13 protein-coding genes are annotated in these 25,366 nt (G+C 65.1%); 12 read left to right on the top strand and 1 reads right to left on the bottom strand.

The genetic code is table 11. The features are described from left to right. Nucleotides 1-242: 242 nt before the first annotated feature. The 3 genes from AC1KVE_RS18250 to AC1KVE_RS18240 all read left to right on the top strand — a co-directional run bounded on the left by AC1KVE_RS18250 (nucleotide 243) and on the right by AC1KVE_RS18240 (nucleotide 5,890). Nucleotides 243-1,004 carry a transporter gene (locus tag AC1KVE_RS18250; RefSeq protein ID WP_102257021.1) on the top strand — a complete coding sequence of 254 codons (762 nt, stop codon included), beginning with the start codon at nucleotides 243-245 and terminating at the stop codon, nucleotides 1,002-1,004. A 13-nt stretch (nucleotides 1,005-1,017) separates the two neighbouring features. After that, on the top strand, nucleotides 1,018-3,372 hold the full coding sequence (locus tag AC1KVE_RS18245) for a methyl-accepting chemotaxis protein (RefSeq protein WP_478204263.1): 2,355 nt from the start codon (nucleotides 1,018-1,020) through the stop codon (nucleotides 3,370-3,372). 214 nt (nucleotides 3,373-3,586) lie between these two features. Next, nucleotides 3,587-5,890: a methyl-accepting chemotaxis protein gene (locus AC1KVE_RS18240; RefSeq protein WP_481092439.1), complete on the top strand. Its 2,304-nt coding sequence runs from the start codon at nucleotides 3,587-3,589 to the stop codon at nucleotides 5,888-5,890. Here the strand turns inward: AC1KVE_RS18240 and AC1KVE_RS18235 are convergent. Then, nucleotides 5,887-6,282, bottom strand: a complete 396-nt coding sequence (locus AC1KVE_RS18235; protein WP_126966331.1) for a hypothetical protein — start codon at nucleotides 6,280-6,282, stop codon at nucleotides 5,887-5,889. The genes AC1KVE_RS18240 and AC1KVE_RS18235 overlap by 4 nt on opposite strands. Between AC1KVE_RS18235 and AC1KVE_RS18230 the strand changes: the two genes are divergently transcribed. The 9 genes from AC1KVE_RS18230 to AC1KVE_RS18190 all read left to right on the top strand — a co-directional run bounded on the left by AC1KVE_RS18230 (nucleotide 6,281) and on the right by AC1KVE_RS18190 (nucleotide 25,178). Beyond that, nucleotides 6,281-8,530, top strand: a complete 2,250-nt coding sequence (locus AC1KVE_RS18230; protein WP_481092440.1) for a methyl-accepting chemotaxis protein — start codon at nucleotides 6,281-6,283, stop codon at nucleotides 8,528-8,530. The genes AC1KVE_RS18235 and AC1KVE_RS18230 overlap by 2 nt on opposite strands. 108 nt (nucleotides 8,531-8,638) lie before the next feature. Beyond that, nucleotides 8,639-11,113, top strand: a complete 2,475-nt coding sequence (locus AC1KVE_RS18225; RefSeq protein WP_481092441.1) for a methyl-accepting chemotaxis protein — start codon at nucleotides 8,639-8,641, stop codon at nucleotides 11,111-11,113. Between the two features lie 674 nt (nucleotides 11,114-11,787). Next, on the top strand, nucleotides 11,788-14,046 hold the full coding sequence (locus AC1KVE_RS18220; protein WP_481092442.1) for a methyl-accepting chemotaxis protein: 2,259 nt from the start codon (nucleotides 11,788-11,790) through the stop codon (nucleotides 14,044-14,046). 519 nt (nucleotides 14,047-14,565) lie between these two features. Then, entirely contained in the window at nucleotides 14,566-16,830 is a 2,265-nt protein-coding gene (locus AC1KVE_RS18215) for a methyl-accepting chemotaxis protein (RefSeq protein WP_104608483.1), read from the top strand. A 328-nt stretch (nucleotides 16,831-17,158) separates the two neighbouring features. Then, nucleotides 17,159-19,831 carry a methyl-accepting chemotaxis protein gene (locus AC1KVE_RS18210; RefSeq protein ID WP_481092443.1) on the top strand — a complete coding sequence of 891 codons (2,673 nt, stop codon included), beginning with the start codon at nucleotides 17,159-17,161 and terminating at the stop codon, nucleotides 19,829-19,831. Between the two features lie 934 nt (nucleotides 19,832-20,765). Further along, nucleotides 20,766-21,551, top strand: a complete 786-nt coding sequence (locus tag AC1KVE_RS18205; protein WP_016904901.1) for a flagellar brake protein — start codon at nucleotides 20,766-20,768, stop codon at nucleotides 21,549-21,551. Between the two features lie 131 nt (nucleotides 21,552-21,682). Beyond that, nucleotides 21,683-22,168: a chemotaxis protein CheW gene (locus AC1KVE_RS18200; protein ID WP_016904902.1), complete on the top strand. Its 486-nt coding sequence runs from the start codon at nucleotides 21,683-21,685 to the stop codon at nucleotides 22,166-22,168. Between the two features lie 171 nt (nucleotides 22,169-22,339). Continuing rightward, the gene (locus AC1KVE_RS18195; RefSeq protein ID WP_005993867.1) at nucleotides 22,340-22,723 is read left to right on the top strand and encodes a hypothetical protein; all 384 of its coding nucleotides are present in this window, start codon (nucleotides 22,340-22,342) and stop codon (nucleotides 22,721-22,723) included. A gap of 85 nt (nucleotides 22,724-22,808) precedes the next feature. Next, the gene (locus tag AC1KVE_RS18190) at nucleotides 22,809-25,178 is read left to right on the top strand and encodes a methyl-accepting chemotaxis protein (RefSeq protein ID WP_184455815.1); all 2,370 of its coding nucleotides are present in this window, start codon (nucleotides 22,809-22,811) and stop codon (nucleotides 25,176-25,178) included. The last annotated feature ends 188 nt before the right edge of the window (nucleotides 25,179-25,366 follow it).

The raw sequence follows: 25,366 nt of genomic DNA, 5'->3' as shown, positions 1-25,366 counted from the left end.
CGCGCAGCTGCCGACACAGGATGAAGCACACCCACATCGTCCTATCGCGGACCTGACACTCGACCGCGTTCCCCTGCCCGGCTCCTGCCATCGGCCACGCTTAAAGATTCAGCCGCCGTTGCCGTTAGCGAGGAAGACATCGACTGCCTGCGCCCCCACCGTAGCAGCCGGTCCAGCAGCGCATGTGCCCGGTCGCCAGACCCGCGCATGCGCCCGGAGATTCGCGCGTTCCAGGGGTTGCCATGAAGCCATGCCTTGTTGCCAGCTGTATTGTGCTGTGTTGCGTCGTCGGCCATGCCCGCGCCGAAGATCCGATCGCCACCGACCGTCCTGATTTCGTCGAGTCCAGCCTCACCGTCGGCGACCGCCGGCTGCAGGTGGAAACCAGCGTCGCCTGGGAGCGCGATGCCTCGGTCGACGGATATTCCACGCCCACGCTGTTTCGCTACGGCCTCGGCCAGAGCTGGGAACTGCGGCTGGAAACCGACGGTTGGCAGCGCATCGACGCACCCGGCGAGGCCAAGGTGAGCGGCATGTCCGATGTGGCGCTCGGGGTCAAGCACCATCTTGCCGGGTCCGACGACGGCAAGGCCTCGCTGGCCTGGCTGCTGCATGTGGACCTGCCCAGCGGCGCCCGCGCCCTGCGTGGGCACGGTGCACGGCCATCGTTGCGGCTGGTGGCCGAATGGGAGCTCAGCGACAGCCTCTCGGCCGGGGTGATGCCCGGCGTGGTGTGGGACGACGATGGGCAAGGCAACCGCTACACCGCCGGCATCTTCGGTGCGGTGCTGGGCAAGGCCTGGAACGAGCGCGTGCGCTCCTTCGTGGAAGTGGCATTGCCGCAGGTCGCCAACAGCGAGGACGGCGGCACCGTGGCACTGCTCGACGTCGGCTCGGCCTGGCTGCTGAGCAACGATGTGCAACTGGATGCGGTGTACAGCCGCGGCCTCAACGATCGCTCACCGGATCACGCGCTCGGCGTGGGTCTGTCTTTCCGCTTCTGAAACAGGCCGCACAATGAAAATCATGCATATGCTGGGGATCCTGGTGCTGGTGGCAGCGTTGGCGCTGCTCGCGCTGGGCGGCGTCGGCTACAACGGCCAGCGCGGCCTGCTCGACGCGATCGCCGCACAGGTCATCTCCTCCGATGCGCTGCGCAACCACATGCAGGCCGACATGATGCACGACGCCCTGCGTGGCGACGTCACTGCCGCCCTGCTGGCCGCCTCGCGCCAGGACGCCGCCGCGATCGCGGAAGCACGCAGCGCGCTCGGCGGACACGCCACGGAATTTCGTCAGGCGCTGCAGGCCAACCGCAAACTGCCACTGGACCCGGTACTGCGCAGCGATCTGGACGCGGCGGCACCGGCATTGCAGGCCTATATCGGCGCGGCCGACCAGGTCATGACCCTGGCCGAGACGCAGGCCGACAGCGGCGCGGCCTACGCCGACTTCACCGCCAAGTTCGCCGAGCTGGAGACCCGCATGGGCGCGATCAGCGAGCGCATCCTGGCCTTGAACAAGGCCAATCGGCTCAAGGCCGAACAGGACAGCCACCGGGTGATGTGGCAGCAAGGCGGCGCGGTGGTGCTCGCCTTCGTCTGCCTGGCACTGGCCGCCGGCTGGATCCTGCGCTCGGTGTTCGGCCTGCTCGGCGGCGAGCCGCAGCTGGCCATGAGCGCCGCGCAGCACATCGCCGAAGGTCGCCTGGACCAACCCATTCCGGTGGCCGCACATCACGCACGCAGCCTGATGGCCGCATTGGCGCGCATGCAGCGCGACCTGCGCGAACGCCTGGAGCGCGAGCGCAGCATCGCTGCGGAAAACCTGCGCATCCGCACCGCGCTCGACAACGCCTCCACCGGCATGTACATCGCCGACCCGGACCTGACCATCATCTACGCCAACACCGCGCTGCGGACCTTGCTGCAGACCTATGCCGACGACATCCACGCCTGCGCGCCGGCATTCGACCGCTCCAGCAACCTGATCGGTCAATCGGTGTCCATGCTGGAAGTGGGCAATGCGCAGGATGCGGAGATCTATCAACGTCTGGATCGCCAGGATTCGGCGCAACGCCAGGTGCAGTACCGCGCGGCATGCATCACCCAGGATGTCTCGGCGATCCGCGACTCGGCCGGTGCGCATCTGGGCTTTGTCTGCGAATGGCGCGACCGCACCGCCGAGGCGCGCGTGGAAATCGACGTGGCCGATGTGGTGCGCAGCGCCGCGGCCGGCGACCTGTCCAGGCGTATCGACAGCACCGGCAAGCAAGGCTTCTTCCTGCAGTTGGCGCAGCAGCTCAATGCGCTGCTCGATGCCAACGCGGTCAGCATCGCCGAGGTCTCGCGCCTGCTCAGCGCACTGGCCGATGGCGACCTGAGTGCGCGCATGCAGGGCGATTTCCACGGCGTGTTTGCCCGCATGCGCGACGACGCCAACACCACCGCCGAGCAACTGGCGCTGGTGATCGGGCGCATCCAGCAGGCCGCCGGCAGCATCCACACCGCTTCCAGCGAGATCGCCGCCGGCAACAACGACCTGTCTCAGCGCACCGAACAACAGGCCGCCAATCTGGAAGAAACCGCCGCCTCGATGGAGGAGCTGACCTCCACCGTCAAGCAGAATGCCGAAAGCGCGCGCCAGGCCAACCAGCTGGTGATCGGCGCGGCCGGCGTCGCCTCCCAAGGCGGTGCGGTGGTGGCCAAGGTGGTCACCACCATGTCCGGCATCGAGGTCTCGTCGAAGAAGATCGCCGAGATCATCAGCGTCATCGACGGCATCGCCTTCCAGACCAATATCCTGGCCCTGAATGCAGCAGTGGAGGCGGCGCGTGCCGGCGAACAGGGGCGCGGCTTTGCGGTGGTCGCCTCGGAAGTACGCACGCTGGCGCAGCGCTCGGCCGGCGCCGCCAAGGAGATCAAGCACCTGATCGACGACTCGGTGAGCAAGGTCGCCGAAGGCTCGGTGCTGGTGCAGCAGGCCGGCACCACCATGGCCGACATCGTGGCCAGCGTGCAGCGTGTCACCGACATCATGGGCGAGATCGCCGCCGCCTCGCAGGAGCAGTCGGCCGGCATCGAGCAGGTCAACCTCACCATCACCCAGATGGACGAGGCCACCCAGCAGAACGCTGCGCTGGTGGAAGAAGCCACCGCCGCCGCGCGCACCATGGAAGACCAGGCCGGCCAGCTGGCCCAGGCGGTGTCGCGCTTCACCCTTGCCGATGCGCCGGCACCGATGGCGGCAGCGCCAGCCGCCACAGCGGCAGTGGCTGCGCCCAAGCGCAGCCCCGGCGCAGCGGCTGCACGCAAACCGGCAACCACGCCGGTGCTTGCCAGCGGCAACGACGGGCAGTGGCAGGACTTCTGAGCCACGCGTGCAGGCGGCCCAAGCCTGGGCCGCACCCGCGTAGCGGCCGCGCCACCGGCGTGCCCGCCTTGCCGCCGCGGCTGCGTTGCCGGCGGCCTGATTGCGGCATCCGCGGGCTGGCCACGGCACCGTTCATCCTTCAAAGATAAAGAATCATGCCGGGCAGCCGCTAGCGTGCTGGAGAGCGTTCCTGCGCAATGCCCCGGAGTTACTGATGAACAAGTTCAACGATTGGCCGATCCGCCGCAAATTGATGTTTGCCTTTTGCCTGAGTGCCGTGTTGACCGCCCTGCTTGGCGGGCTCGGTTTTTCGCGCATGCAGCAGATGCAGCGGCAGACCACCCTGATCAACCAGGACGTGGTGCCGGTGTTGAGCCGTCTATCCGAGCTACGTGGCTTTGCCGGCGAATTCCGCGTCTATGAAGTGGGCCAGTTCGTCAATCTGGACGATCCGGAACGCTATGCGATGTTCTTCAAGCGCATGGACGAGATCCAGGCCAAATACATCGAAACGCAGAAGGTCCTGGATACCAAGATCGGCGCCACCTCGCCGTTGAAGGCCGAGTACGCCAAGCTGACCGATGCCAGCACGCGCTACTTCGCGGCCAACCAGCAACTGCGCAAGCTCTATACAGACCCAGACCGCGCCGCGGCGATGGAATTTTCGCGCAAGCAGTCCGGCGAGATCCGCAAGGAACTGTTCGCCTCGGTCGACAAGCTGTATGCACAGCAGTCCAAGGCCCTGAGCGACATGGTCGCGGCCAGCGACGCCTCGTTCAAGCTGACCAGCGCGGTGCTGCTGATCGGCACACTGCTGATGGCCGCGCTGTCGGTGACCTTTGGCTGGCTGATCGCACGCAGCATCACCAATCCGCTGTCCAAGGCGCTGGGCGCCATCAAGGCGGTCTCGCGCGGCGATCTGAGTGTGCAGGTCAACAAGACCAGCAACGATGAAATTGGCCAGATGCTCGAAGCCACCGGCGGCATGACGCAGATGCTGCGCCGCTTCAGCGACGAAACCGCGCGCATGTCGCACCTGCATGCGGCCGAAGACATCACCCACCGCATGCCGGAGGATTTCCCCGGCGTGTACGGCACCCTGGCCACTGGCATCAACACGATGATCTTCGAGCATCTGGATGCCATCACCGACGCGGTGCGCATTCTCAACCAGTACGCACAGGGCGATTTGACCCAGGACGCACGCCGTCTGCCGGCAAGCCGCGCCATCCTGCATGAGGCGATGGATGCGGCCAAGGCCAGCCTATTGTCGATCAACACCGAGATCAAGCAGCTGGCGCAAGCCGCAGCGGCCGGCGACTTCAGCGCACGTGGCGACGCAGCACGTTTCAAGTACGACTTCGCGGTGATGGTGTCGGATCTGAACTCGATGATGGAAGTCAGCGACCGCAATCTGGGCAAGCTCTCGCAGTTGCTCGGCGCCGTTGCCGAGGGCGATCTCACCGCGCGTATGGATGGCGAGTTCCACGGCGTGTTCGCGCGTCTGCGCGACGATGCCAATGCCACCACCCAGCGCCTGACCGACATCGTCGGCCGCATCAAGCACTCCACCCTGGCCATCAACACCGCCGCAGGCGAAATCGCCGCCGGCAACCAGGACCTGTCGCAGCGCACCGAACAACAGGCCGCCAACCTGGAAGAAACCGCCGCCTCGATGGAAGAGCTCACCTCCACCGTCAAGCAGAATGCCGAACACGCGCGCCAGGCCAACCAGCTGGCGATCGGTGCCGCCGATGTCGCCTCGCACGGCGGCAGCGTGGTCGGCCAGGTGGTCACCACCATGTCCGGTATCCAGACCTCGTCCAAGAAGATCGCCGAGATCATCTCGGTGATCGACGGCATCGCCTTCCAGACCAACATCCTGGCGTTGAACGCGGCGGTGGAAGCGGCGCGTGCCGGTGAGCAGGGCCGTGGATTTGCCGTGGTCGCCTCGGAAGTGCGCACGCTGGCACAGCGTTCGGCCGCCGCAGCGAAGGAGATCAAGAGCCTGATCGACGACTCGGTGAGCAAGGTGGCCGAAGGCTCGGCGCTGGTGAATCAGGCCGGCAGCACCATGAGCGAGATCGTCTCTTCGGTGCAGCGCGTCACCGACATCATGAGCGAGATTTCCGCCGCCTCCCAGGAGCAGTCGGCCGGCATCGAGCAGGTCAACCAGACCGTCACCCACATGGACGAAGCCACCCAGCAAAACGCCGCGCTGGTGGAAGAAGCCACCGCCGCCGCGCGTTCGATGGAAGAACAGGCGCAGCAGCTCACCGAAGCGGTCGCGCTGTTCCGGCTGTCGGCCGAGCTGGAAGCAGTGACACGCGCCACCCCGGTGGTGCGCCACATCACCGCCAAGCGCCCGGCCGCCAGCACTGCGCCTGCTGCCAAGACGCCCGCTGCCAGGTCATCGGTGTCCACGCTGGCTGCCTCCAAGCCGGCTGCCGCACGGTCGACCGCACGTACTGCCGCTGCAGCAGCGCCGTCCAACGAGTCGGATTGGGCGGAGTTCTAAACGCGCAGATCGTCGACATACAAGTCGCTGCAGTCCAGGCCGCGCTCTTTCGGGAGCGCGGCTTTTTTATTGCCGCAATGTTCCGGAAGCAGTCTCAGCCATGAGGCAAGAATAAACGCATATAGATAATAATATTTTACTTGTGTATCAATAAACCAGCACTTGAGCCCGGCATTATGTATCTCTGGAAGACTTAAATTCGGAGCGCGCCGCGATTTACTCCGCAACGTCGATTTCACAAGCATGACTCGACTTATATATTTTTGATATGGAGGTATTAAGTAATAGGCATTGCGCGCCGTTACTGCGCATAGCGACGCGGCATACAGCATGTGGTCGGCGCTACTCGGTCGCTTCCCTTCAATCGCATAACGCCTTCCAGGATCTGTCATGACTGCACTTCTCCAACGCTACAACGTCGGCCCTCGCTTGGCGGCGGCCTTTGCCGTGCTGATCCTGTTGTCTGGCGTCATCGCCTTTATCGGCTACCGCGGCCTGAGTTCGGCCCGCTCGCTGGTGGACCAGCTGGTGCACGAGAACATGACAAAGATCCGTCTGTCCAACGACATGATCAATGCCAATTTCATTATCGGCCTGCAGTTGCGCAATGTGGTGCTGCCCACTACCGATGCGGAAAATCGCGACTTCATTGCGAAGATCCAGTCTGCACGTGCCGACTACACCAAGGCACGCGACGAATTGTATGCATTGCCGCCGTCCGAAAAAGGCAAGATCCTGCGCGCGGAGATCGATGCCCGCCGCGCCGAAGTTAAAGTCTTGAACGACAAAGTCATGGATATGGTGATGACCGGTCGCAGAGACGAGGCACTGCCCTTGCTGCTGACCAAGGCGGCACCTGCAATGCAGCAATGGCAGGACAAGATTGGCGAAAACATCACACTGCAAGACAAGCTGGCCAGCGAAGCCTCGGCAGCAGCGCTGCAATCCATGGACGGCTCGCGCAAGCTGCTGGTCGGTGGTTCGCTGCTGGTGGTGTTGCTGAGCGCTACGCTGGGCCTGCTGATCACCCGCAGCCTCACCCAGCCGTTGAGCCGCGCCACCCGCGCCGCAGAAGCGATTGCCGGCGGCAACCTGGACAACGACGTCAATACGCAGGCCAATGACGAAGCCGGCCGCCTGCTCAAGGCCATGAGCAAGATGCAGCTGCAGCTGCGCAACCTGCTCAGCGCGCAGACCGACATGGCCAAGCGCCACGACGATGGCCAGATCAGCTTCCGCATCGATGCCGCTGCCTTCCCCGGCGAGTACGGCCGCATGGCGCACGACACCAACATGTTGGTGGGCTCGCACATCGCGGTGAAGATGCGCCTGGCGCAGATCATGGGCCGCTACGCGATCGGCGACCTGTCCGAGGATATGGAAAAACTGCCCGGCGAAAAGGCCGTGCTCAGCGAGACCATGGCGCAGGTCAAGGTCAATCTCGGTGCAATGAATACCGAGATCAAGCATCTGGCACTGTCGGCGGCCAACGGCGACTTCAGCGCCCGCGGCGATGCCGAGCGCTTCCAGTACGACTTCCGCCTGATGGTGGAAAGCCTCAACAACCTGATGTCCACCGCCGACGGCAACCTGCAGTCGCTCTCCACCCTGCTGCAGTCCATCGCCGCCGGCGACCTCACCGCACGCATGAGCGGCGACTTCCGCGGCGTGTTCGCGCAGATGCGTGACGACGCCAATGCCACCGCCACGCAGCTGGCCGAAATCGTCAGCGGCATCAAGGCCTCGGCGGTGTCGATCAAGGGCGCTGCCAGCGAGATCGCGGCCGGTAACCAGGATCTGTCGCAGCGCACCGAGCAGCAGGCCGCCAACCTGGAAGAAACCGCCGCCTCGATGGAAGAGCTCACCTCCACCGTCAAGCAGAACGCCGAGAGCGCGCGCCAGGCCAACCAGCTCGCCATCGGCGCGGCCGGCGTGGCCTCGCAGGGCGGCGAGATCGTCAGCAAGGTGGTCGAGACCATGAGCGGCATCGAAGCCTCGTCCAAGAAGATCGCCGACATCATCTCGGTCATCGACGGCATCTCGTTCCAGACCAACATCCTGGCCTTGAACGCGGCGGTGGAAGCCGCCCGCGCCGGCGAGCAGGGCCGCGGCTTTGCCGTGGTCGCCTCGGAAGTGCGCACGCTGGCGCAGCGCTCGTCCGCAGCCGCCAGGGAGATCAAGGGGCTGATCGACGACTCGGTGCAGCGTGTCTCCGAAGGGTCGGTACTGGTGCACAGCGCCGGCAAGACCATGGGCGAGATCGTGTCCAGCGTGCAGCGGGTCACCGACATCATGGGCGAGATCTCCGCTGCCTCGCAGGAGCAATCCTCGGGCATCGAGCAGGTCAACCAGACCGTCACCCAGATGGACGAGGCCACCCAGCAGAACGCCGCGCTGGTGGAAGAAGCTACCGCCGCCGCACGTGCGCTGGAAGACCAGGCCACCCAGCTCACCGACGCGGTGGCGGTATTCAAGACCGATGCCGCCCATGCCCTGGCGCCGGTGCGCACCGCCGCGCCGCGGCCGGTGGTGACTCCCGCGCTGAAGGCCAAGGTGGTCGCGGCCGGACGCACCGCCGCGTCCAAGCCGCGCGCCGTGGTCACCGCGCCAAGCAACGACGCCAGTTGGCAGGAGTTCTGAGCCAAGCGAGCACAACATTCTGAATGGAGCCGGTCGGCATCGATGCCGACCGGCTCAAGGCATAACTGTTATGGGCCGATAGGCTGCGTACGCCTACGAGAATCCTCCATGACCACTTCGCCCGTGCTGTCGCCGCAGACCGCCCCACCCTCTCACCAGCGCTGGAGCAGCCGCTGGGATGATCTGGCGATCGCCAAGAAACTCGGCATGATCGGCATCCTGGCCTTGGCCGGCCTGGTCATTCCGGTACTGCTGTACAGCGGCAAGCTCAACGAAAGTGTGGCCATCAGCAGCAACGAGTTGCGTAGCTATGCGCCGCTTGGGCAGATGCTGGGCCTGATCACCGACCTGCACGCCGCCCACGTCGACAGCGGTGACGCCGCTGCAGCCGCGGCCGCGCGCGCCGATCGCGATCTGCAACAACTGCTGGCCACCACCGCCACGATGCCGGGCTTCGAACGCAGCCAGAAGGCCTTGCTGGGCCTGCAGCAGCGCCACGTCGGCAGCGCCGCGGCAGACGGCTACGCCGCGGTCAGCGAGCAGGCGTTTGCTGCGCTCGACGCCTTGCGCGACGACAGCCAGCTGGTCTATACCCCCTATATCGAGAGCTACCACCTGGTGGTGGCCACCCTGATCTACAGCCCCGATGCCACCGAATCGCTGACCCGCCTGGATGCGGCCAGCGATCCGTCGCAGGCGGCCGACAGCCGCGCCATGCTGCGCGAACAGCTCGGCCAGTTGGCTCGCAGCCATGTGCGCTTCCGGCATGAGCTGGACAAGGCGATGGGCCTGCTGGAACAACCCGACCCCGCCCTGGCCGATGCTGCCAGGACCGAAACCATGCGTGCAACCGCAGCGCTGGCCGCACTCGGCACCGCGCTGGACGGCAGCGACGCCAACGCCGACACCCAATGGAACGCTGCGCTCGACGATCTCGGCCAAGCCATGCAGGCGCTCAGCAGCGTCTCGCTGCAGGCCCTGCAGCGCCAGTCCGAACGCCACCTGGCCGATGCCCGCAACGCGATGTGGCAGGCCATTGCCGGGTTGTCGCTGCTGGCGGTGCTGATCGCAGCGCTGGGCTGGTACACCTTGTCGCGGCTGACCCGCAATGTGCGCCGCGCCGCTGTGGTGGCCGCCAATATCGCGCAAGGCCAGCTCGGCGAGCGCATCGCCGCGCCCAGCCGCGATGAAACCGGCCAGCTGCTCGACAACATGCGCCGGATGCAGGAGCAGCTGCAGCGGGTGCTGGCCGCGCAGAGCGAGATGGCCCAGCGCCACGACGCCGGCCAGATCAGTTATCGCATGGACGCCGAGACCTTCCCGGGCGCGTACGCCACCATGGTGCGCGACACCAACGCGCTGGTCGGCTCGCATATCGCGGTGAAGATGAAACTCGCCCAGATCATGTCGCGTTATGCCATCGGCGACCTGAGCCAGGACATGGACCGCCTGCCCGGCGAAAAAGCCGTGTTCAGCGACACCATGGATGCGGTCAAGCGCAACCTGTCTGCGATGAACAGCGAGATCAAGCTGCTGGCGCAGGCTGCGGCCAACGGCGATTTCAGCGTGCGTGGCGATACCCAGCGCTTCCAGCACGACTTCCTGGCCATGGTGGAGAGTCTCAACCAGCTGATGGCCACCGCCGATGGCAATCTGGGCGCGCTATCCAGCGTGCTGCGGGCCATCGCCGCCGGCGACCTCACCACCCGCATGCATGGCGACTTCCACGGCGTATTCGCGCAGATGCGCGACGATGCCAATGCCACCGTGGTGCAACTGGCCGATATCGTCGGACGCATCCAGCAGTCCACCGACGCGATCAACGATGCCGCCAGCGAGATTGCCGCCGGCAACCAGGACCTGTCGCAGCGCACCGAGCAGCAGGCCGCCAACCTGGAAGAAACCGCCGCCTCGATGGAGGAACTCACCTCCACCGTGCGCAACAACGCCGAGCATGCGCGGCGCGCCAACCAGCTGGTGGTCGGTGCCGCCGCGGTGGCCGCGCAAGGTGGCACGGTGGTCGGCGAAGTCGTCGGCACCATGGCCGGCATCCAGGCCGCCTCGCGCAAGATCGCCGACATCATCTCGGTCATCGACGGCATCGCGTTCCAGACCAATATCCTGGCCTTGAATGCGGCGGTGGAAGCTGCACGCGCCGGCGAACAGGGGCGCGGCTTTGCGGTGGTCGCCTCCGAGGTACGTACCCTGGCGCAGCGCTCGGCCGGCGCGGCCAAGGAGATCAAGCAGCTGATCGACGATTCGGTGAACCGGGTCGAGCAAGGCAACGTGCTGGTCAGCCAGGCCGGCCGCACCATGCAGGACATCGTCGATTCGGTGCGCGGCGTTACCGAGATCATGCACGAGATCAGCGAAGCCTCGCAGCAGCAGTCGCAAGGTATCGAACTGGTCGGCCAGACCATCGCGCAGATGGACCAGTCCACCCAGCAGAACGCCGCGCTGGTGGAAGAAGCCACTGCCGCCGCGCGTGCGATGGAAGCACAGGCGCAGCAGTTGCGCGATGCGGTGTCGGTGTTCCAGCTGCAAGCCGCTGCCAGGCCGGCCAGGCTGGTGCGCGCCGCGTAAGGCGGTTGCGCGCGCAGCTGCATGCGCGCCAAGCCGCACACATGTGGGCCAGCGCACAGGGCCCTCATGCAACAGGGTCGCCGGCGCCGGTGTGCTGACCGATCGCGGCCGAGCAACACCGCCTGAGCCGCGCAATCGAGCGCTGCATCCCGACCGAAACCAATGCAAGCGGTATGACATCGCAGCTGCGGATCCCACTTCAACTTGCCCGGCACCCGTTTGATGCCTGGCGCAGGCAATGACCTGCTCTCGCACGCCGCTACGATAACGTCGCATAGCCGGCCCCATCGCTGCATCGGCCAGGGATTTTCACCCGGCCATCTCGCAACGGCAACGTCGCACCGCGCCCAAAATGGTGAGACAGATGTGAATCCGCCGATGGATGCACCGGTGTTGATAGCGCTCCCATCGACGTTTCCGGTCCATTTGTGCACATGCGCGTCACTTCAGTGACGGCCACCCATACGCAGCGGTGGGCACGCGTTCAGTCGTCCAGGTACCGGCCGTTACCTACCACGCACGCATACCTGCCTTGCAATTGCCGGGGTCACCACGCGGTGGCCCGGGTGATGGATCGGCTGGATGCCTGCCTGCTGCGCCGTCACTGCGCATCGCCCACGCGTCAACCCGACGCGTCTTGTTCCTTCTTGTCCCACTGCCTTGAGATCCCCCAAATGATCGCTCTTCTTCAACGGTACAACGTCGGCAAGCGCCTGAGCTTCGCCTTTGGCACGCTGATCCTGTTGTCGTGCGCACTTGTCGCCGCCGGCCTGCATACATTGGCGCAGGCCCGCGATCGCATGGACACGGTGGTCAACCGCAACATCACGATCATGCAGTACGCACAGGACATGACCAACGCCACCTCGGTCATCGCCGTGCAGCTGCGCAACATCGTGTTGCCGACCTCGCAAGAAGACAATCTGCGCTTCTACGCCATCATCAAGAACCAGCTGAAGAGCTACGAAGACACGCGCCGCAAGCTGTATGCGTTTTCGGCCTCGCCCCAGGCCACCCAGATCCGCGAGCGGATCGACCTTGCCAGCGAGCAGGCCCGCGAGACCAGGGACACCGTCGTGCAGCTGGGCCTGACCGGCAAGGCTGATGAGGCACTCAAGCTGTTGCTGGAAAAGGCCGCACCGAACACGCAGAACTGGCAGGACGCGTTGACGGAGTATTCCGATCTGCAGCGTCAGCGCACCCAGGAAGCCTATGTGGCCACGACGGCAGAAATGGCCCGCGGCCGTGCGCTGTTGATCGGCGGCGGCGTGGCGGTGGTGCTGTTCAGTACCCTGCTCGGCTTCCTGATCACCCGCAGCCTGGTGCGCCCGTTGACCCAGGCCACCCGCGCCGCCGAAGCGATCGCCAACGGCACTCTCGACAACGACGTACGCACGCAGTCCAACGACGAAACCGGCCGCCTGTTGCAGGCCATGGATCGCATGCAGGGCCAGGTGCGCAACCTCATCAGCGCGCAGCTGGACATGGCCAAGCGCCACGATGACGGCCAGATCAGCTTCCGCATGGATGCCGGCGCCTTCCCGGGCGACTTCGGCCGCATGGCCAAGGACACCAACGCCCTGGTCGGCTCGCACATCTCGGTGAAGCTGCGCCTGGCACATATCATGGGCCGCTATGCGATCGGCGACCTGTCCGAGGACATGGAAAAGCTGCCCGGCGAAAAGGCCGTGCTCAGCGACACCATGGCGCAGGTCAAGGTCAATCTCGGTGCGATGAATACCCAGATCAAGCACCTGGCCGTGTCGGCCGCAAACGGCGACTTCAGCGCCCGCGGCGATGCCGAGCGCTTCCAGTACGATTTCCGCGTGATGGTGGAAAGCCTCAATAACCTGATGGCCACCGCCGACGGCAACCTGCAGTCGCTGTCCGGCCTGCTGCAGTCGATCGCCGCCGGCGATCTCACCGCACGCATGAGTGGCCAGTACCAGGGCGTGTTTGCACAGATGCGTGACGATGCCAACGCCACCGCCGAACAGCTGGCCGGCATCGTGGGCCGCATCCAGACCGCTGCCGACGCGATCGGCCTGGCATCGGGCGAAATCGCCTCGGGCAACCAGGATCTGTCGCAGCGCACCGAGCAGCAGGCCGCCAACCTGGAAGAAACCGCTGCCTCGATGGAAGAGCTCACCTCCACCGTCAAGCAGAATGCCGAGCACGCCAGCCAAGCCAACCAGCTCGCCATCGGCGCGGCAGCAGTGGCCTCGCAAGGCGGCGATGTGGTGGCCAAGGTGGTCACCACCATGTCCGACATCCAGAGCTCGTCGAAGAAGATCGCCGAGATCATCAGCGTGATCGACGGCATCGCCTTCCAGACCAATATCCTGGCTTTGAATGCCGCGGTGGAAGCGGCGCGTGCCGGCGAACAGGGGCGCGGCTTTGCAGTGGTCGCCAGCGAAGTACGCACCCTGGCGCAGCGCTCGGCCGGTGCGGCCAAGGAGATCAAGCACCTGATCGACGACTCGGTCGACAAGGTCACCCAGGGTGCCACCCTGGTCGACCAGGCCGGTACCACCATGGCCGAAATCGTTGCCAGCGTGCAGCGCGTCACCAACATCATGGGCGAGATTTCCTCTGCGTCGCAGGAGCAGTACTCCGGCATCGAGCAGGTCAACCAGACCGTGACCCAGATGGACGAAACCACCCAGCAGAATGCCGCGTTGGTGGAAGAAGCCACCGCCGCCGCACGGGCGATGGAAGAACAGGCCCAGCAGCTCACCGAAGCGGTCGCCGTGTTCAAGGTTGCCGAACACGCACCGGTGGCGCGCCAGTTGTCGGCCATTGCCAATGCGCCCGCCAATGCCCGCAGCACACCGCGCCCGATCGCCCGCGCCAGCACGGCCGCGCCCGTGCGCCGCAGCACCGCGGGTGCGTCGGCAACGGCAAACGACGTGGGTGACTGGCAGGAGTTCTAAACCGCCAACAGGTGCTGTCAGCACATCGACAGCAGTGCACGCCAGTTGTTGCAACCGGCGTGCACGGTGCGCGGGATACATATGCTCGACACCACGCTCGAGCACGCGGCCGTGCAGTTCCGCATCCGCAGCAAGGTCACAACGGCACCGCACACGCGGTGCCGTTTTGCGTTGTGCGCACCATGCCAGCTGCCCGCAGGCCCGCATACACCGCGTCCGGCGTGAAATCGCACTTCACATCGTGCATCCCGGACTCTCTCGCGTTGCCTCCAAAACCGCGTTCAACGTGTGTTTTCTAGGGGAATTCCCGACACACCCCCACCAATTCCCTACCCCTTGTACACATGGCAGTCACGTGCCTGAGACCCGGCTTTACCGGCCAGCCCGGCTTGCCTCAATACAGCAGTTCTAACGCCGTTATCTGACCGACGCATCACACGAGGCATGACGTGCGACGCACTGCTCCAGCAGTGCATCGCATGCCAGTCCACCTAACGGCACATTCGCTCAGGTCACCCAATGAATTCCTTTCTGCACCGCTTCAACGTCGGCAAGCGCCTCTCCCTGGCCTTCGGCGTGCTGATCCTTCTGTCCTGCGCGCTGGTGGCCGCCGGCCTGTACACGCTCAGCCAGGCGCGTGAGCGCCTGGACACCATCGTCAACCGCAACATGGCGATGATCCAGTACGCCACCGACATGCTGGACGCCAATGCCACCATCTCGTTGAACCTGCGCAACATCGTGCTGCCGACCACTGCCGAGCAGAATCGCCAGTTCGGTGATGCGATCGATGCGCAGCGGATTCGCTACAAGGAAGTGCGTGACAAGCTGTATGCCTTCCCCACCGATGCCCAAGGGCAGCGCATGCGCGATGCGCTGGATCTGGCGCGCGAACAGGCGCTATCGCACAACCAGCAGGTACGCGAACTGGGCACGGCCGGCAAGGTCGACCAGGCCATGCCGATCCTGATCCAGCGTGCCGCCCCAGCCACCCAGCGCTGGCAGGATGCGATCCGCACCTACTCCGAAGCGCAACGCAAGAGCAGCCAGGTCGCCTACACGCAGGCCAATGACGCCATGGCACGTGGTCGCAGCATGCTGATCGGCGGCGGCCTGGCCGTGGTGCTGCTGAGCGCCCTGCTGGCCTGGACGATCACGCGCAGCCTCACCGGCCCGTTGAACCGCGCCACCCGCGCCGCCGAAGCGATCGCCGACGGCCGGCTCGACAACCAAGTGCACAGCGAGGCCAGCGACGAAACCGGCCGCCTGCTGCAGGCAATGGACAAGATGCAGTCGCAGGTGCGCAACCTGATCACTGCGCAGCTGGACATGGCCAAGCGCCACGACAACGGCCAGATCAGCTTCCGCATGGATGCCGACGCGTTCCCCGGCGACTACGGCCGCATGGCCGGCGATACCAACGCCCTGGTCGACAGCCACGTCCAGGTGACGCTGCGTCTGGCACAGATCATGGGCCGCTACGCCATCGGCGACCTCAGCGAGGACATGGACGCGCTGCCCGGCGAAAAGGCCAGACTGACCGACACCATGGCGCAGGTGAAAACCAACCTGGCCTCGATGAATCAGCAGATCAAGCAACTGGCCCAGTCCGCTGCAGACGGCAACTTCGGTGCACGCGGCGATGCAGCGCAGTTCCAGTTCGATTTCCGCGTCATGGTCGAGAGCCTCAACCAGTTGATGGCTACCGCCGACGGCAGCCTGCAGTCGCTGTCGGGCATCCTGCGCGCGATTGCCGCCGGCGACCTGACCGCACGCATGGACGGCGAGTTCAAGGGCGTGTTTGCACAGATGCGCGACGACGCCAACGCCACCGCGACCCAGTTGTCCGGCATCGTCGGGCACATCCAGCACTCGGCCACCTCGATCAACGCCGCCGCCAGCGAGATCGCCGCCGGCAACCAGGATCTGTCGCAGCGCACCGAACAGCAGGCCGCCAACCTGGAGGAAACCGCCGCCTCGATGGAGGAGCTCACCTCCACCGTGCGCCAGAACGCCGAAAGCGCACGCCAGGCCAATCAACTCGCCATCGGCGCCGCCAGCGTGGCCTCGCAGGGCGGCGAGGTGGTCAGCAAGGTGGTCGACACCATGAGCGGCATCGAGGCCTCGTCCAAGCGCATCGCCGACATCATCAGCGTCATCGACGGCATCTCGTTCCAGACCAACATCCTGGCCCTGAATGCAGCAGTGGAAGCGGCGCGTGCCGGCGACCAGGGCCGCGGCTTTGCGGTGGTCGCCTCCGAGGTGCGTACCCTGGCACAGCGTTCGTCGGCGGCGGCCAAGGAGATCAAGAGCCTGATCGACGACTCCGTGCAGCGGGTGGCCGACGGTTCGCAGCTGGTGGACCAGGCCGGCAAGACCATGGCCGAGATCGTGGCCAGCGTGCAGCGTGTCACCAACATCATGGGCGAGATCTCCGCCGCCTCGCAGGAACAGTCGGCCGGCATCGAGCAGGTCAACCAGACCGTCACCCACATGGACGAAGCCACCCAGCAGAACGCCGCGCTGGTGGAAGAAGCCACCGCCGCCGCCCGCGCGATGGAAGAACAGGCCCAGCAACTCACCGAGGCGGTGGCCGTGTTCAAGATCGTCGAGCAGGGCCCGGCCGCACGTCAGCCCGCGTCGATGGTCGCTGCGCCGGTCAACGCACGCTTTGCCGCCCGCCCGGCTGCCCGTGCCGGCAGCAACGCGGCCCCGCGCCGCAGCAACACCGGCAAGACGACGGTGGCAGCCACCGCCGATCCGAGCGACTGGCAGGAGTTCTGAGCCCCACCGCAACGCGTCACGCCCGCAGTCTCCAGAAATACCATTCGAGCGCAGTTTGATTCGGTGACGAATCTTGAGGGTCGCTTCCTGGCGAGGGAAGCGGCCCTTTTTTTGTTCCGAGAATCTGTCGACATCCGCCGGCGGGCGTCAGCCGACGCGTCATACTTCATCAAGAATTAACAATTACTACATCGCCGCAGCGGCCCAATCTGGAAAGCGAACTGGACAATTGTGCGGATTTCGACACAAACCATCAATTAATTGCATAAACGGCCGCTATCGACTTCACGCATCCGTAACGCCCTCCCCCGGGCAAGGTCGATTCCTCATGCACTCCTTCAACCGCCTGTCCGTCGGCACCCGGCTGTCCGCGCTGCTGACCGTGGTGATCGCGCTCTCCCTCGGCCTGCTGGCCCTGACCATCTACCGCCAGTCCGCCGACGACATCGAATCCCAGGTCAAGGCCGAGCTGCGCTCCAGCACCCGGTTGATGCAGCAGTCGGTGGCGATGTACGACGTCACCCTGACCGAGGGCACCCAGCGCCTGGGCAGCGTATTCGAGACCATGCTCCCCAGCGGCGAGCGCACTCTCGACACCGCCAGCACCGTCGCCATCGGCGCGCAGCAGACGCCGTCGCTGCGTGCCGGCAAGCAGGCACTGAATCTCAACTTCGACGCCGTGGATCGCTTCGCGCAGACCGCCGGCGGGGTCGCCACGATCTTTGCGCGCACCGGTGACGACTTCGTGCGCATCACCACCTCGCTGCGCAACAAGCAGAACGAGCGCGTGATCGGCACCCTGCTCGACCGCAAGGGCAAGGCCTACGCCGCACTGTCGCAAGGCAAGGCCTTCACCGGCCAGGCGCAGCTGTTCGGCGAGCAGTACATGACCCATTACCAGCCGCTGCGCAACGCCGCCGGCGAGGTGATCGGCGCACTGTTCGTCGGGCGCAACTACACCCAGGGCCTGGCCGCGCTGAAGGCGCAGGTCAGCACCACCAAGCTGGGCCAGGACGGTTATTTCCTCATCGTCGACATGGCGCCGGGCGAGCACCAGGGCCAGGTCATCGCCGCACCGCCGGGCACACCGGCCACGCTGGCGGCGCTGGTGCCGGCCGAGCAGCAACCGCTGCTGCAGTCGGTGCTGGACGGCAAGCAGCCGAGCGCCAACCTGCAGTTGCGCAATGCCCAGGGCAACGCCCAGGCCTTCGAAGTCACCGCCCAGCGCTACGCGCCGTGGCAGTGGGCGGTGATCGGCACCCAGCCGCGCAGTGCCATCGACGGCCCGCTGGACGAGCTGATGGGCAGCATGCTGCTGTTCTCGCTGGTGGTGCTGGGCCTGTGCATCGCAGTGGTCTTCATCGCCGCGCGCAAGATGGTCACCCGCCCGCTGCTGGCGGTGGAACGCGTGCTCGGCGATGTGGCTGCCGGGCGCCTGGACAACCCGATCGAGATCGACCGCCATGACGAACTGGGTCGCCTGCTGCTCAACGCGCGCGCCATGCGCGACGACCTGCGCGCGCGGCTGCAACGCGATCAGCTGATCGCCAGCGAAGCGCTGCGCGTGCGCACCGCGCTGGACGATGTCAGCACCAACGTGATGATCGCCGATGCCGATCGCCGCATCATCTACGTCAACCGCCCGCTGCAACGCATGCTCAAGAGCGTGCAGGACGAACTGCGCCGCGACCTGCCCAACTTCGATGCCGATGCGCTGATCGATGCCAGCATCGACCAGTTCCATCGCAAGCCCGAGCACCAGGCACGCATGCTCGACCAGCTCACCGGCACCCACACCGCGCAGATCCATGTAGGTGGCCGCACCATGCGGCTGGTGGTCAACCCGGTGCTGGGCGCGGCCGGCGAGCGCATGGGCTTTGTGGTCGAGTGGGCCGACCGCACCCAGGAAGTCCAGGTGGAACAGGAGGTCGCACGTATCGTGCAGGCCGCCGCCGCCGGCGACCTGAGCGAGCGCGTCGGCCTGGAAGGCAAGCAGGGCTTCCTGCTGCTGCTCGCCCAGCAACTCAACGCGCTGCTGGACAACAATGCGGACGGGCTGTCGCGCGTGTCCGCCCTGCTCTCTGCGTTGTCGCAGGGCGATCTGACCGCGCGCATGGATGGCGACCTGCAAGGCGTGTTCGCCACCATCCGCGACGATGCCAATGCCACTGCCGATCAGCTGGCCGGCATCGTGCGCCGGATCAAGGACTCCTCGCTGGCGATCAACTCGGCCGCCACCGAGATCGCCACCGGCAATGGCGACCTGTCGCGTCGCACCGAACAGCAGGCCGCGGCCCTGGAAGAAACCGCCGCCTCGATGGAGGAGCTCACCGCCACCGTCAAGCAAAATGCCGACAACGCCGACCAGGCCAATCGGCTGGTGCTGGACGCCGCCGGCGTGGCGGCCCAGGGCGGCGATGTGGTCGGCCGCGTGGTCACCACCATGGCCGACATCGACACCTCGTCCAAGAAGATCGCCGAGATCATCGGCGTCATCGACGGCATCGCCTTCCAGACCAATATCCTGGCCTTGAACGCGGCAGTGGAAGCCGCACGCGCCGGCGAACAGGGCCGCGGCTTTGCCGTGGTCGCCTCGGAAGTACGTACGCTTGCACAGCGTTCGGCCGGCGCAGCCAAGGAGATCAAGCACCTGATCCAGGACTCGGTCACCCGCATCGGCAACGGCGCCGCACTGGCGTCCGAAGCCGGCAACACCATGCAGCAGGTGGTCAGCTCGGTGCAGCGCGTCACCGACATCATGAGCGAGATCACCAGCGCCTCGCGCGAGCAGGCCGCCGGCATCACCCAGGTCAACCAGACCGTCACCCAGATGGACGAAACCACCCAGCAGAACGCCGCGCTGGTGGAAGAAGCCACCGCGGCTGCACGCGCGATGGAAGACCAGGCCGCGCAACTGGTGGATGCAGTGGCTGTGTTCCGCCTGGAACAGCAGGACCAACTGAACACCTTGCTGGCCAACGCACGCCACGCCTACACCTGATGCGACAGACGACGACGGCGCGCCCATCGAATATGTAAGTCGAGGGCGCGATGCCCTCGCCGCTTGCGGAAACTCCGTGACTCCGTAAGCGAAGACTGCGTCGCGTCATTTAGGCGCGATCCTGATTGAATCAAAAGCTCAGTGAGTCGAGTGCGCGGTGCCCTCACCGCTCGCGGGACACGCCGTGAATCCGTCCATGGAGGCGCCTTGGCGGCATCCATGCCGCCAAGGGTCCCGCAACCGGCGAGGACACCGCGCCAGACAGCTAGTCGGCTGCTTTCTTGAAAGCGTATTGTTCGGCTTGCGAATGGAAAATGGTCAGAGGTTGATCGAACGCTTAGTGATCCGACCAGCACATGTCATGCATCGCTTCCCCTATGCATACCGACCATCTCAACTGGTCCTTGCCCGCTCACCGTCGCGGGACCTTACGCGGCATGGATGCCGCGTAAGAGCCTACAGGGACGTACTTGCGGCGTGTCCTGCGACGGTGGGCGGGCAAGGGCCCTGCAGCAAAGTCACAGATCACCCGCTCTTCGACTTATATATCTGCACTCCCCAAGTCCATCGAAACACGGCAACAAAAAAAGAGGCCTGGAACCGTGCACACCGACCATCTCCACTGGTCCCTGTCCGCCCACCGTCGCGGGACCTTGCGCGGCATGGATGCCGCGCCAGCGCCTAGATGGATGTACTTGCAGCGTGTTCTGCGATGGTGGGCGGGCAAGGGCCCTGCAGCTAAGCGGCAGCACCACGCGCTCTACACTTGATCCATGTGCACTATTAGCCGCTGGGAACACAACGCCCAAAGCAACCAACGCTTCACGCAATAGTTTTTGTCAGCCGCTCTTAAAGATTTCGCTTTGCCGCCGATATCAAGGCGACGCCGGGACAACCGTTCCGGCGGCTTCCCGCATCTACTGTGCCTGTGCCCATGTCCCAAGGCGATACCTCAGAGCTGGACCACGACGCCGACCACCTCGCCGAAGGTGACGAGCGCTATCTGCTGCGCAACAAACGGCAGATCCGTGGCCTGCTACGCCAGTTGCTCGACCAGCGCGCCATCGTGACCATGCATGTGGCCGGGCGCGACATGGCCGTGCCCACCGCCGTGCTCGAGGTGGACGAAGACGACGACTGCGTGATTCTGGACGGCAGCCATAACGAAGCCTCCAACCGCGCCATCCAGGACGCCAAGTACCTGCTGTGCTACGCACAACTGGAACGGGTCAATATCCGCTTCCGCCTGGAAACGCCCGAGCGGCTGGAGCGCGACATCCACGTTGCCTTCCGCGCCGAGCTGCCCGAGGCGATGTATCACCTGCAGCGTCGCGAGTCGTACCGGCTGGAAACGCCGATCACCGACTCGCCCGTCTGCATCATTCGCCAGGACGAGGCACAGGGCGGCAATCTCAACCTGCAGCTGCGCGTGATCGATATCAGCAGCGGCGGCCTGGCGGTCTCGCTCACCGATGGCATGCCCCTGCTCGAACCGCAGCGCACCTACCGCAATTGCACGCTGCAACTGCCCGACACCGCGCCGATCACCCTGCCGCTGACGGTGTGCAGCCAGTACAAGCAGACCCTGCCCAACGGCAGCGAAGGTTTCCGTGTCGGCATGCAGTTCAGCGACCTGCCACGCGGTGCCGACGAGACCATCCAGCGCTATATCTTCCGGGTCGACCGCCAGCGCAATGCGCGCAAGAGCGGCGTGTTCTGAACCCACCCGCACCAGCCACGGCGCACGGCTAAAGTTGCCCTGCGCTGCGCCGATGTTGCTAGGGCAATCCTCATCCGCATGCTTTTCCTATAGCTGCAATCCGACACTCAGCCGCAACGCCCGGAGTTTCCATGAACGACAAAAGCACGACCACCGGCACCGGTGGTGAATTCCTCAGCTTCGCCCTGGGCGAAGAACACTACGGCGTGGACATCCTGAAGGTGCAGGAAATCCGCGGCTACGATTCGGTCACCCGCCTGCCCGACGCACCGGACTACATCAAGGGTGTGATCAACCTGCGCGGCACCATCGTGCCGGTGATCGACCTGCGCCTGAAGCTGCGCCTGAAAGAAGCGCGCTACGACGCCTTCACCGTGATGATCGTGCTCAACGTCGAAGACCGCGTCGTCGGCATCGTGGTGGACAGCGTCTCGGACGTGATTCCGCTCAACGACGACCAGATCCGCCCCACCCCCGAATTCGGCGCCTCGGTCGATACCCGCTTCATCTCGGGCATCGGTACCCAGGACGATCGCATGCTGATCCTGCTGGATATCGAGACCCTGCTGGACAGCACCGAGCTCGGTCAGCAGCAACTGGCCGAAGAAGCGGCCTGATTCAGACCATCTGGTGTCGGGAGCTTCCCGACACGAGACGCACAACGAAGTTGAAGTGAGATAGAAATCACGTTTTTCGGATTCAAGTTGAACGGCGGCTAGCCGATAGCTGAATAGAAGCCCGCGTACACAAACGGGTCACCGTTCGACTTTTGATTCTGGAGAATCCCTATGAAGTTCCTGCTCTCGCTCCTCCCCGTCGCTGCTCTCGTGATTGTTGCTCCCACGCTGTCGGCTCAGTCGCAGGAAATGATTCCGCCGGAAATGGCGACCCGTTTCGTCGGCAAGGACGGCATGGTGTGCGGCAAGGTCGAAAAGGCCAAGTACGCCCAGAGCTCGGAAGGTGAACCCACCTTCCTGTACATGGGCGGCATGTTCCCGCGTCACACCTTCTCGGCCCGCATCGACGGCGCCAACCGCGGCAAGTTCAGCTTTGCCCCGGAAAGCCTGGAAGGCAAGGACGTCTGTGTGCTCGGCAAGATCCAGCGCGACAGCTCGCGTGCCGAAATCGAAGTCAGCTCGCCGGCCAGCCTGAAGCTGGCCACCATCAAGTAATCGCCCCGCAGATCGCCACGCCCTCGCGCGTGGCGATCTGCCGTTTGCGGTTATGCGCACTGACTTCTATCGGGGAATCGTGTCAATGCAATGGATCAACAATCTCAAACTGATGCCCAAGCTGATGCTGGCGTTCGGCATCGTGCTGCTGATCATGCTGGTGCAGGGCATCATCGCCTATGCCGGCCTGGCGTCGCTCAATAACGTCACCCGCGATCTGGCCGGCAATACCATGTCCAGCGTGCGCGAAGCAGGCGACCTGCGCGGCATGCTCGGCGAATATCGAAATGCGTCTTATCAGAATCTGGTGCGCGCCAGCGACTCGGTCAAGCAGGAAGCCAAGGTCCGCGCCAAGCGGCTCCATGGCGAAATCGAGGCCACGATCAAGGGCTACCCCCGCCTGATCGAGAGCCCGCAGCAGAAGAAGTTGTTCGACGTGTTCGTGGCGGACTGGAAGAAGGCAGCGGCCTCCTACGCCAGCGTCGACGAAATGGTCGAGCTCAATCTGCCCGACGATGCCGTCGACACCTTTGTCGGCGAGACCCGCACCCTGCACAACAAGGCCAAGGATTCGCTGGCCGCGTTGATCGTCGAAGACAACAAGCTGGCCCAGGCTGCCAAGAGCAAGGCCGAAAAAGTCCATGCCACCTCGGTCTCGCTGACCGTGATGGTGCTGTTGATCGGCATCGCCGGTGGCCTGGGCCTGGCATTCCTGTTCGCACGTTCCATCGTCAAGAGCATGCGCGGCGCCGTGTCCACCGCCACCGAAATCGCCAGCGGCAAGCTGGATGGCCAGATCAATGTGCAGGGCCAGGACGAAGTGGGCGAACTGATGCGCTCCATGCACCGCATGCAGCGCGACCTGAAGGAACGCATCGAACGCGACCAGAAGATCGCCGACGAAAACCTGCGCATCCGTACCGCGCTGGACAAATCGTCCACCAGCACCTTCATCACCAACGCCGATCGGGTCATGATCTACGCCAACGAGGCGTTCATGAAGCTGGTCACGCATTACGAAGGCAGCATTCGTCTGTCCTCGCCCGATTTTGAAGCCAGCAAGATCATCGGCCAGCACATCAGCTATCTCGGCCTGCCCGAAACGACCGTGCGCAAGGCCATCGCAGCACTGGAACGCGACGGCATCACCAGCTTCGAAGAGCGCTACGGCGAGTTTGTGATGATGCAGACCGTCACCGTCATCAAGAACGAGCAGGGCGAAAGCACCGGCGATGTCTGCGAATGGCGCGACCGCACCATCGAAGTCCAGGTTGAAGAGGAAGTCGCCCGCATCGTGCGTGCCGCCGCCAGCGGCGACATGAGCGGCCGGGTGGAAACCGACGGCAAGCAGGGCTTCTTCCTGCAGCTGGCCCAGCAGCTCAACGGCCTGCTGGATGCCAACGCCGGCAGCCTGGAGCAGATCTCGGCATTGCTGTCGGCGCTGTCGCGCGGCGACCTGACCGTGCGCATGCACGGCGAATTCAGCGGCGTGTTCGCGCAGATGCGTGACGATGCCAATGCCACCGCCGAGCAGCTGGCCGACATCGTCGGGCGCATCAAGGTCTCGTCCACCGCGATCAACTCGGCGGCCGGCGAGATCGCCTCCGGCAACAGCGACCTGTCGCATCGTACCGAGCAGCAGGCCGCCAACCTGGAAGAAACCGCTGCCTCGATGGAGGAGCTCACCTCCACCGTCCGGCAGAACGCCGAAAGCGCCCGTCAGGCCAACCAGCTGGCCATCGGCGCCACCGGCGTGGCCTCGCAGGGCGGCGAGGTGGTCTCGCAGGTGGTCACCACCATGTCGGGCATCGAAGCCTCGTCCAAGAAGATCGCCGACATCATCTCGGTGATCGACGGCATCGCGTTCCAGACCAACATCCTGGCCCTGAACGCGGCGGTGGAAGCCGCCCGTGCCGGCGAACAGGGTCGCGGCTTTGCCGTGGTCGCCAGCGAAGTGCGTACGCTGGCACAGCGCTCGGCCGGTGCCGCCAAGGAGATCAAGGGCCTGATCGACGACTCCGTGCACAAGGTGGCCGAGGGCTCGGCCCTGGTACGCAAGGCCGGTGCGACCATGGCCGAGATCGTGGCCAGCGTGCAGCGCGTGACCGACATCATGGGCGAGATCTCTGCGGCCTCGCAGGAACAGTCGACCGGCATCGAGCAGGTCAACCAGACCATCACCCAGATGGACGAGACCACCCAGCAGAACGCCGCCCTGGTGGAAGAAGCCACTGCGGCCGCGCGCTCGATGGAAGAACAGGCCGGCCACCTGGCCGAAGCGGTGTCGGTGTTCAAGCTGGACGAGCCGGCCGCCCCGGCCGCGCGCGTACGCCCGGTCGCCTCGCGCCCGGTCGCGGTGAAGTCCGCAGCCAAGGCGGCGACGCGTGAAGCCACCCCATCGCGCCCGGCCAAGCCGCAGGCCGCGCTGGCCGACGGTAACTGGCAGGAGTTCTAAGCCGCTGCTGTCTCCCCACAAAGCCCCGGCACTGCCGGGGCTTTGTGTATCTGCCCCCGGCGCAGCGCGCACTGCCCTGCCGCCGGCTGCGATCGCACCGCCCGCGCAGCGCCGTGCACCGCCAGCGGACCCGGCTGTCTGCAATGCACGATTGGTGCTTCAGTTGCATGACCACATGGCCGATATCC

It is taken from the genome of Xanthomonas sp. NCPPB 2864, from assembly GCF_056675615.1.
Note: the sequence above shows the minus strand (reverse complement) of the source record. Positions and strands in the feature narration are given on the sequence as shown.

Bases quoted from the DNA above. Each gene is read 5' to 3' on its own strand.
- AC1KVE_RS18225 (WP_481092441.1), top strand. From the start codon at position 8,639: ATGACCACTTCGCCCGTGCTGTCGCCGCAGACCGCCCCACCCTCTCAC.
- AC1KVE_RS18240 (WP_481092439.1), top strand. From the start codon at position 3,587: ATGAACAAGTTCAACGATTGGCCGATCCGCCGCAAATTGATGTTTGCC.
- AC1KVE_RS18210 (WP_481092443.1), top strand. From the start codon at position 17,159: ATGCACTCCTTCAACCGCCTGTCCGTCGGCACCCGGCTGTCCGCGCTG.
- AC1KVE_RS18190 (WP_184455815.1), top strand. From the start codon at position 22,809: ATGCAATGGATCAACAATCTCAAACTGATGCCCAAGCTGATGCTGGCG.
- AC1KVE_RS18245 (WP_478204263.1), top strand. From the start codon at position 1,018: ATGAAAATCATGCATATGCTGGGGATCCTGGTGCTGGTGGCAGCGTTG.
- AC1KVE_RS18200 (WP_016904902.1), top strand. From the start codon at position 21,683: ATGAACGACAAAAGCACGACCACCGGCACCGGTGGTGAATTCCTCAGC.
- AC1KVE_RS18220 (WP_481092442.1), top strand. From the start codon at position 11,788: ATGATCGCTCTTCTTCAACGGTACAACGTCGGCAAGCGCCTGAGCTTC.
- AC1KVE_RS18215 (WP_104608483.1), top strand. From the start codon at position 14,566: ATGAATTCCTTTCTGCACCGCTTCAACGTCGGCAAGCGCCTCTCCCTG.
- AC1KVE_RS18195 (WP_005993867.1), top strand. From the start codon at position 22,340: ATGAAGTTCCTGCTCTCGCTCCTCCCCGTCGCTGCTCTCGTGATTGTT.
- AC1KVE_RS18205 (WP_016904901.1), top strand. From the start codon at position 20,766: ATGTCCCAAGGCGATACCTCAGAGCTGGACCACGACGCCGACCACCTC.
- AC1KVE_RS18235 (WP_126966331.1), bottom strand. From the start codon at position 6,282: ATGACAGATCCTGGAAGGCGTTATGCGATTGAAGGGAAGCGACCGAGT.
- AC1KVE_RS18250 (WP_102257021.1), top strand. From the start codon at position 243: ATGAAGCCATGCCTTGTTGCCAGCTGTATTGTGCTGTGTTGCGTCGTC.
- AC1KVE_RS18230 (WP_481092440.1), top strand. From the start codon at position 6,281: ATGACTGCACTTCTCCAACGCTACAACGTCGGCCCTCGCTTGGCGGCG.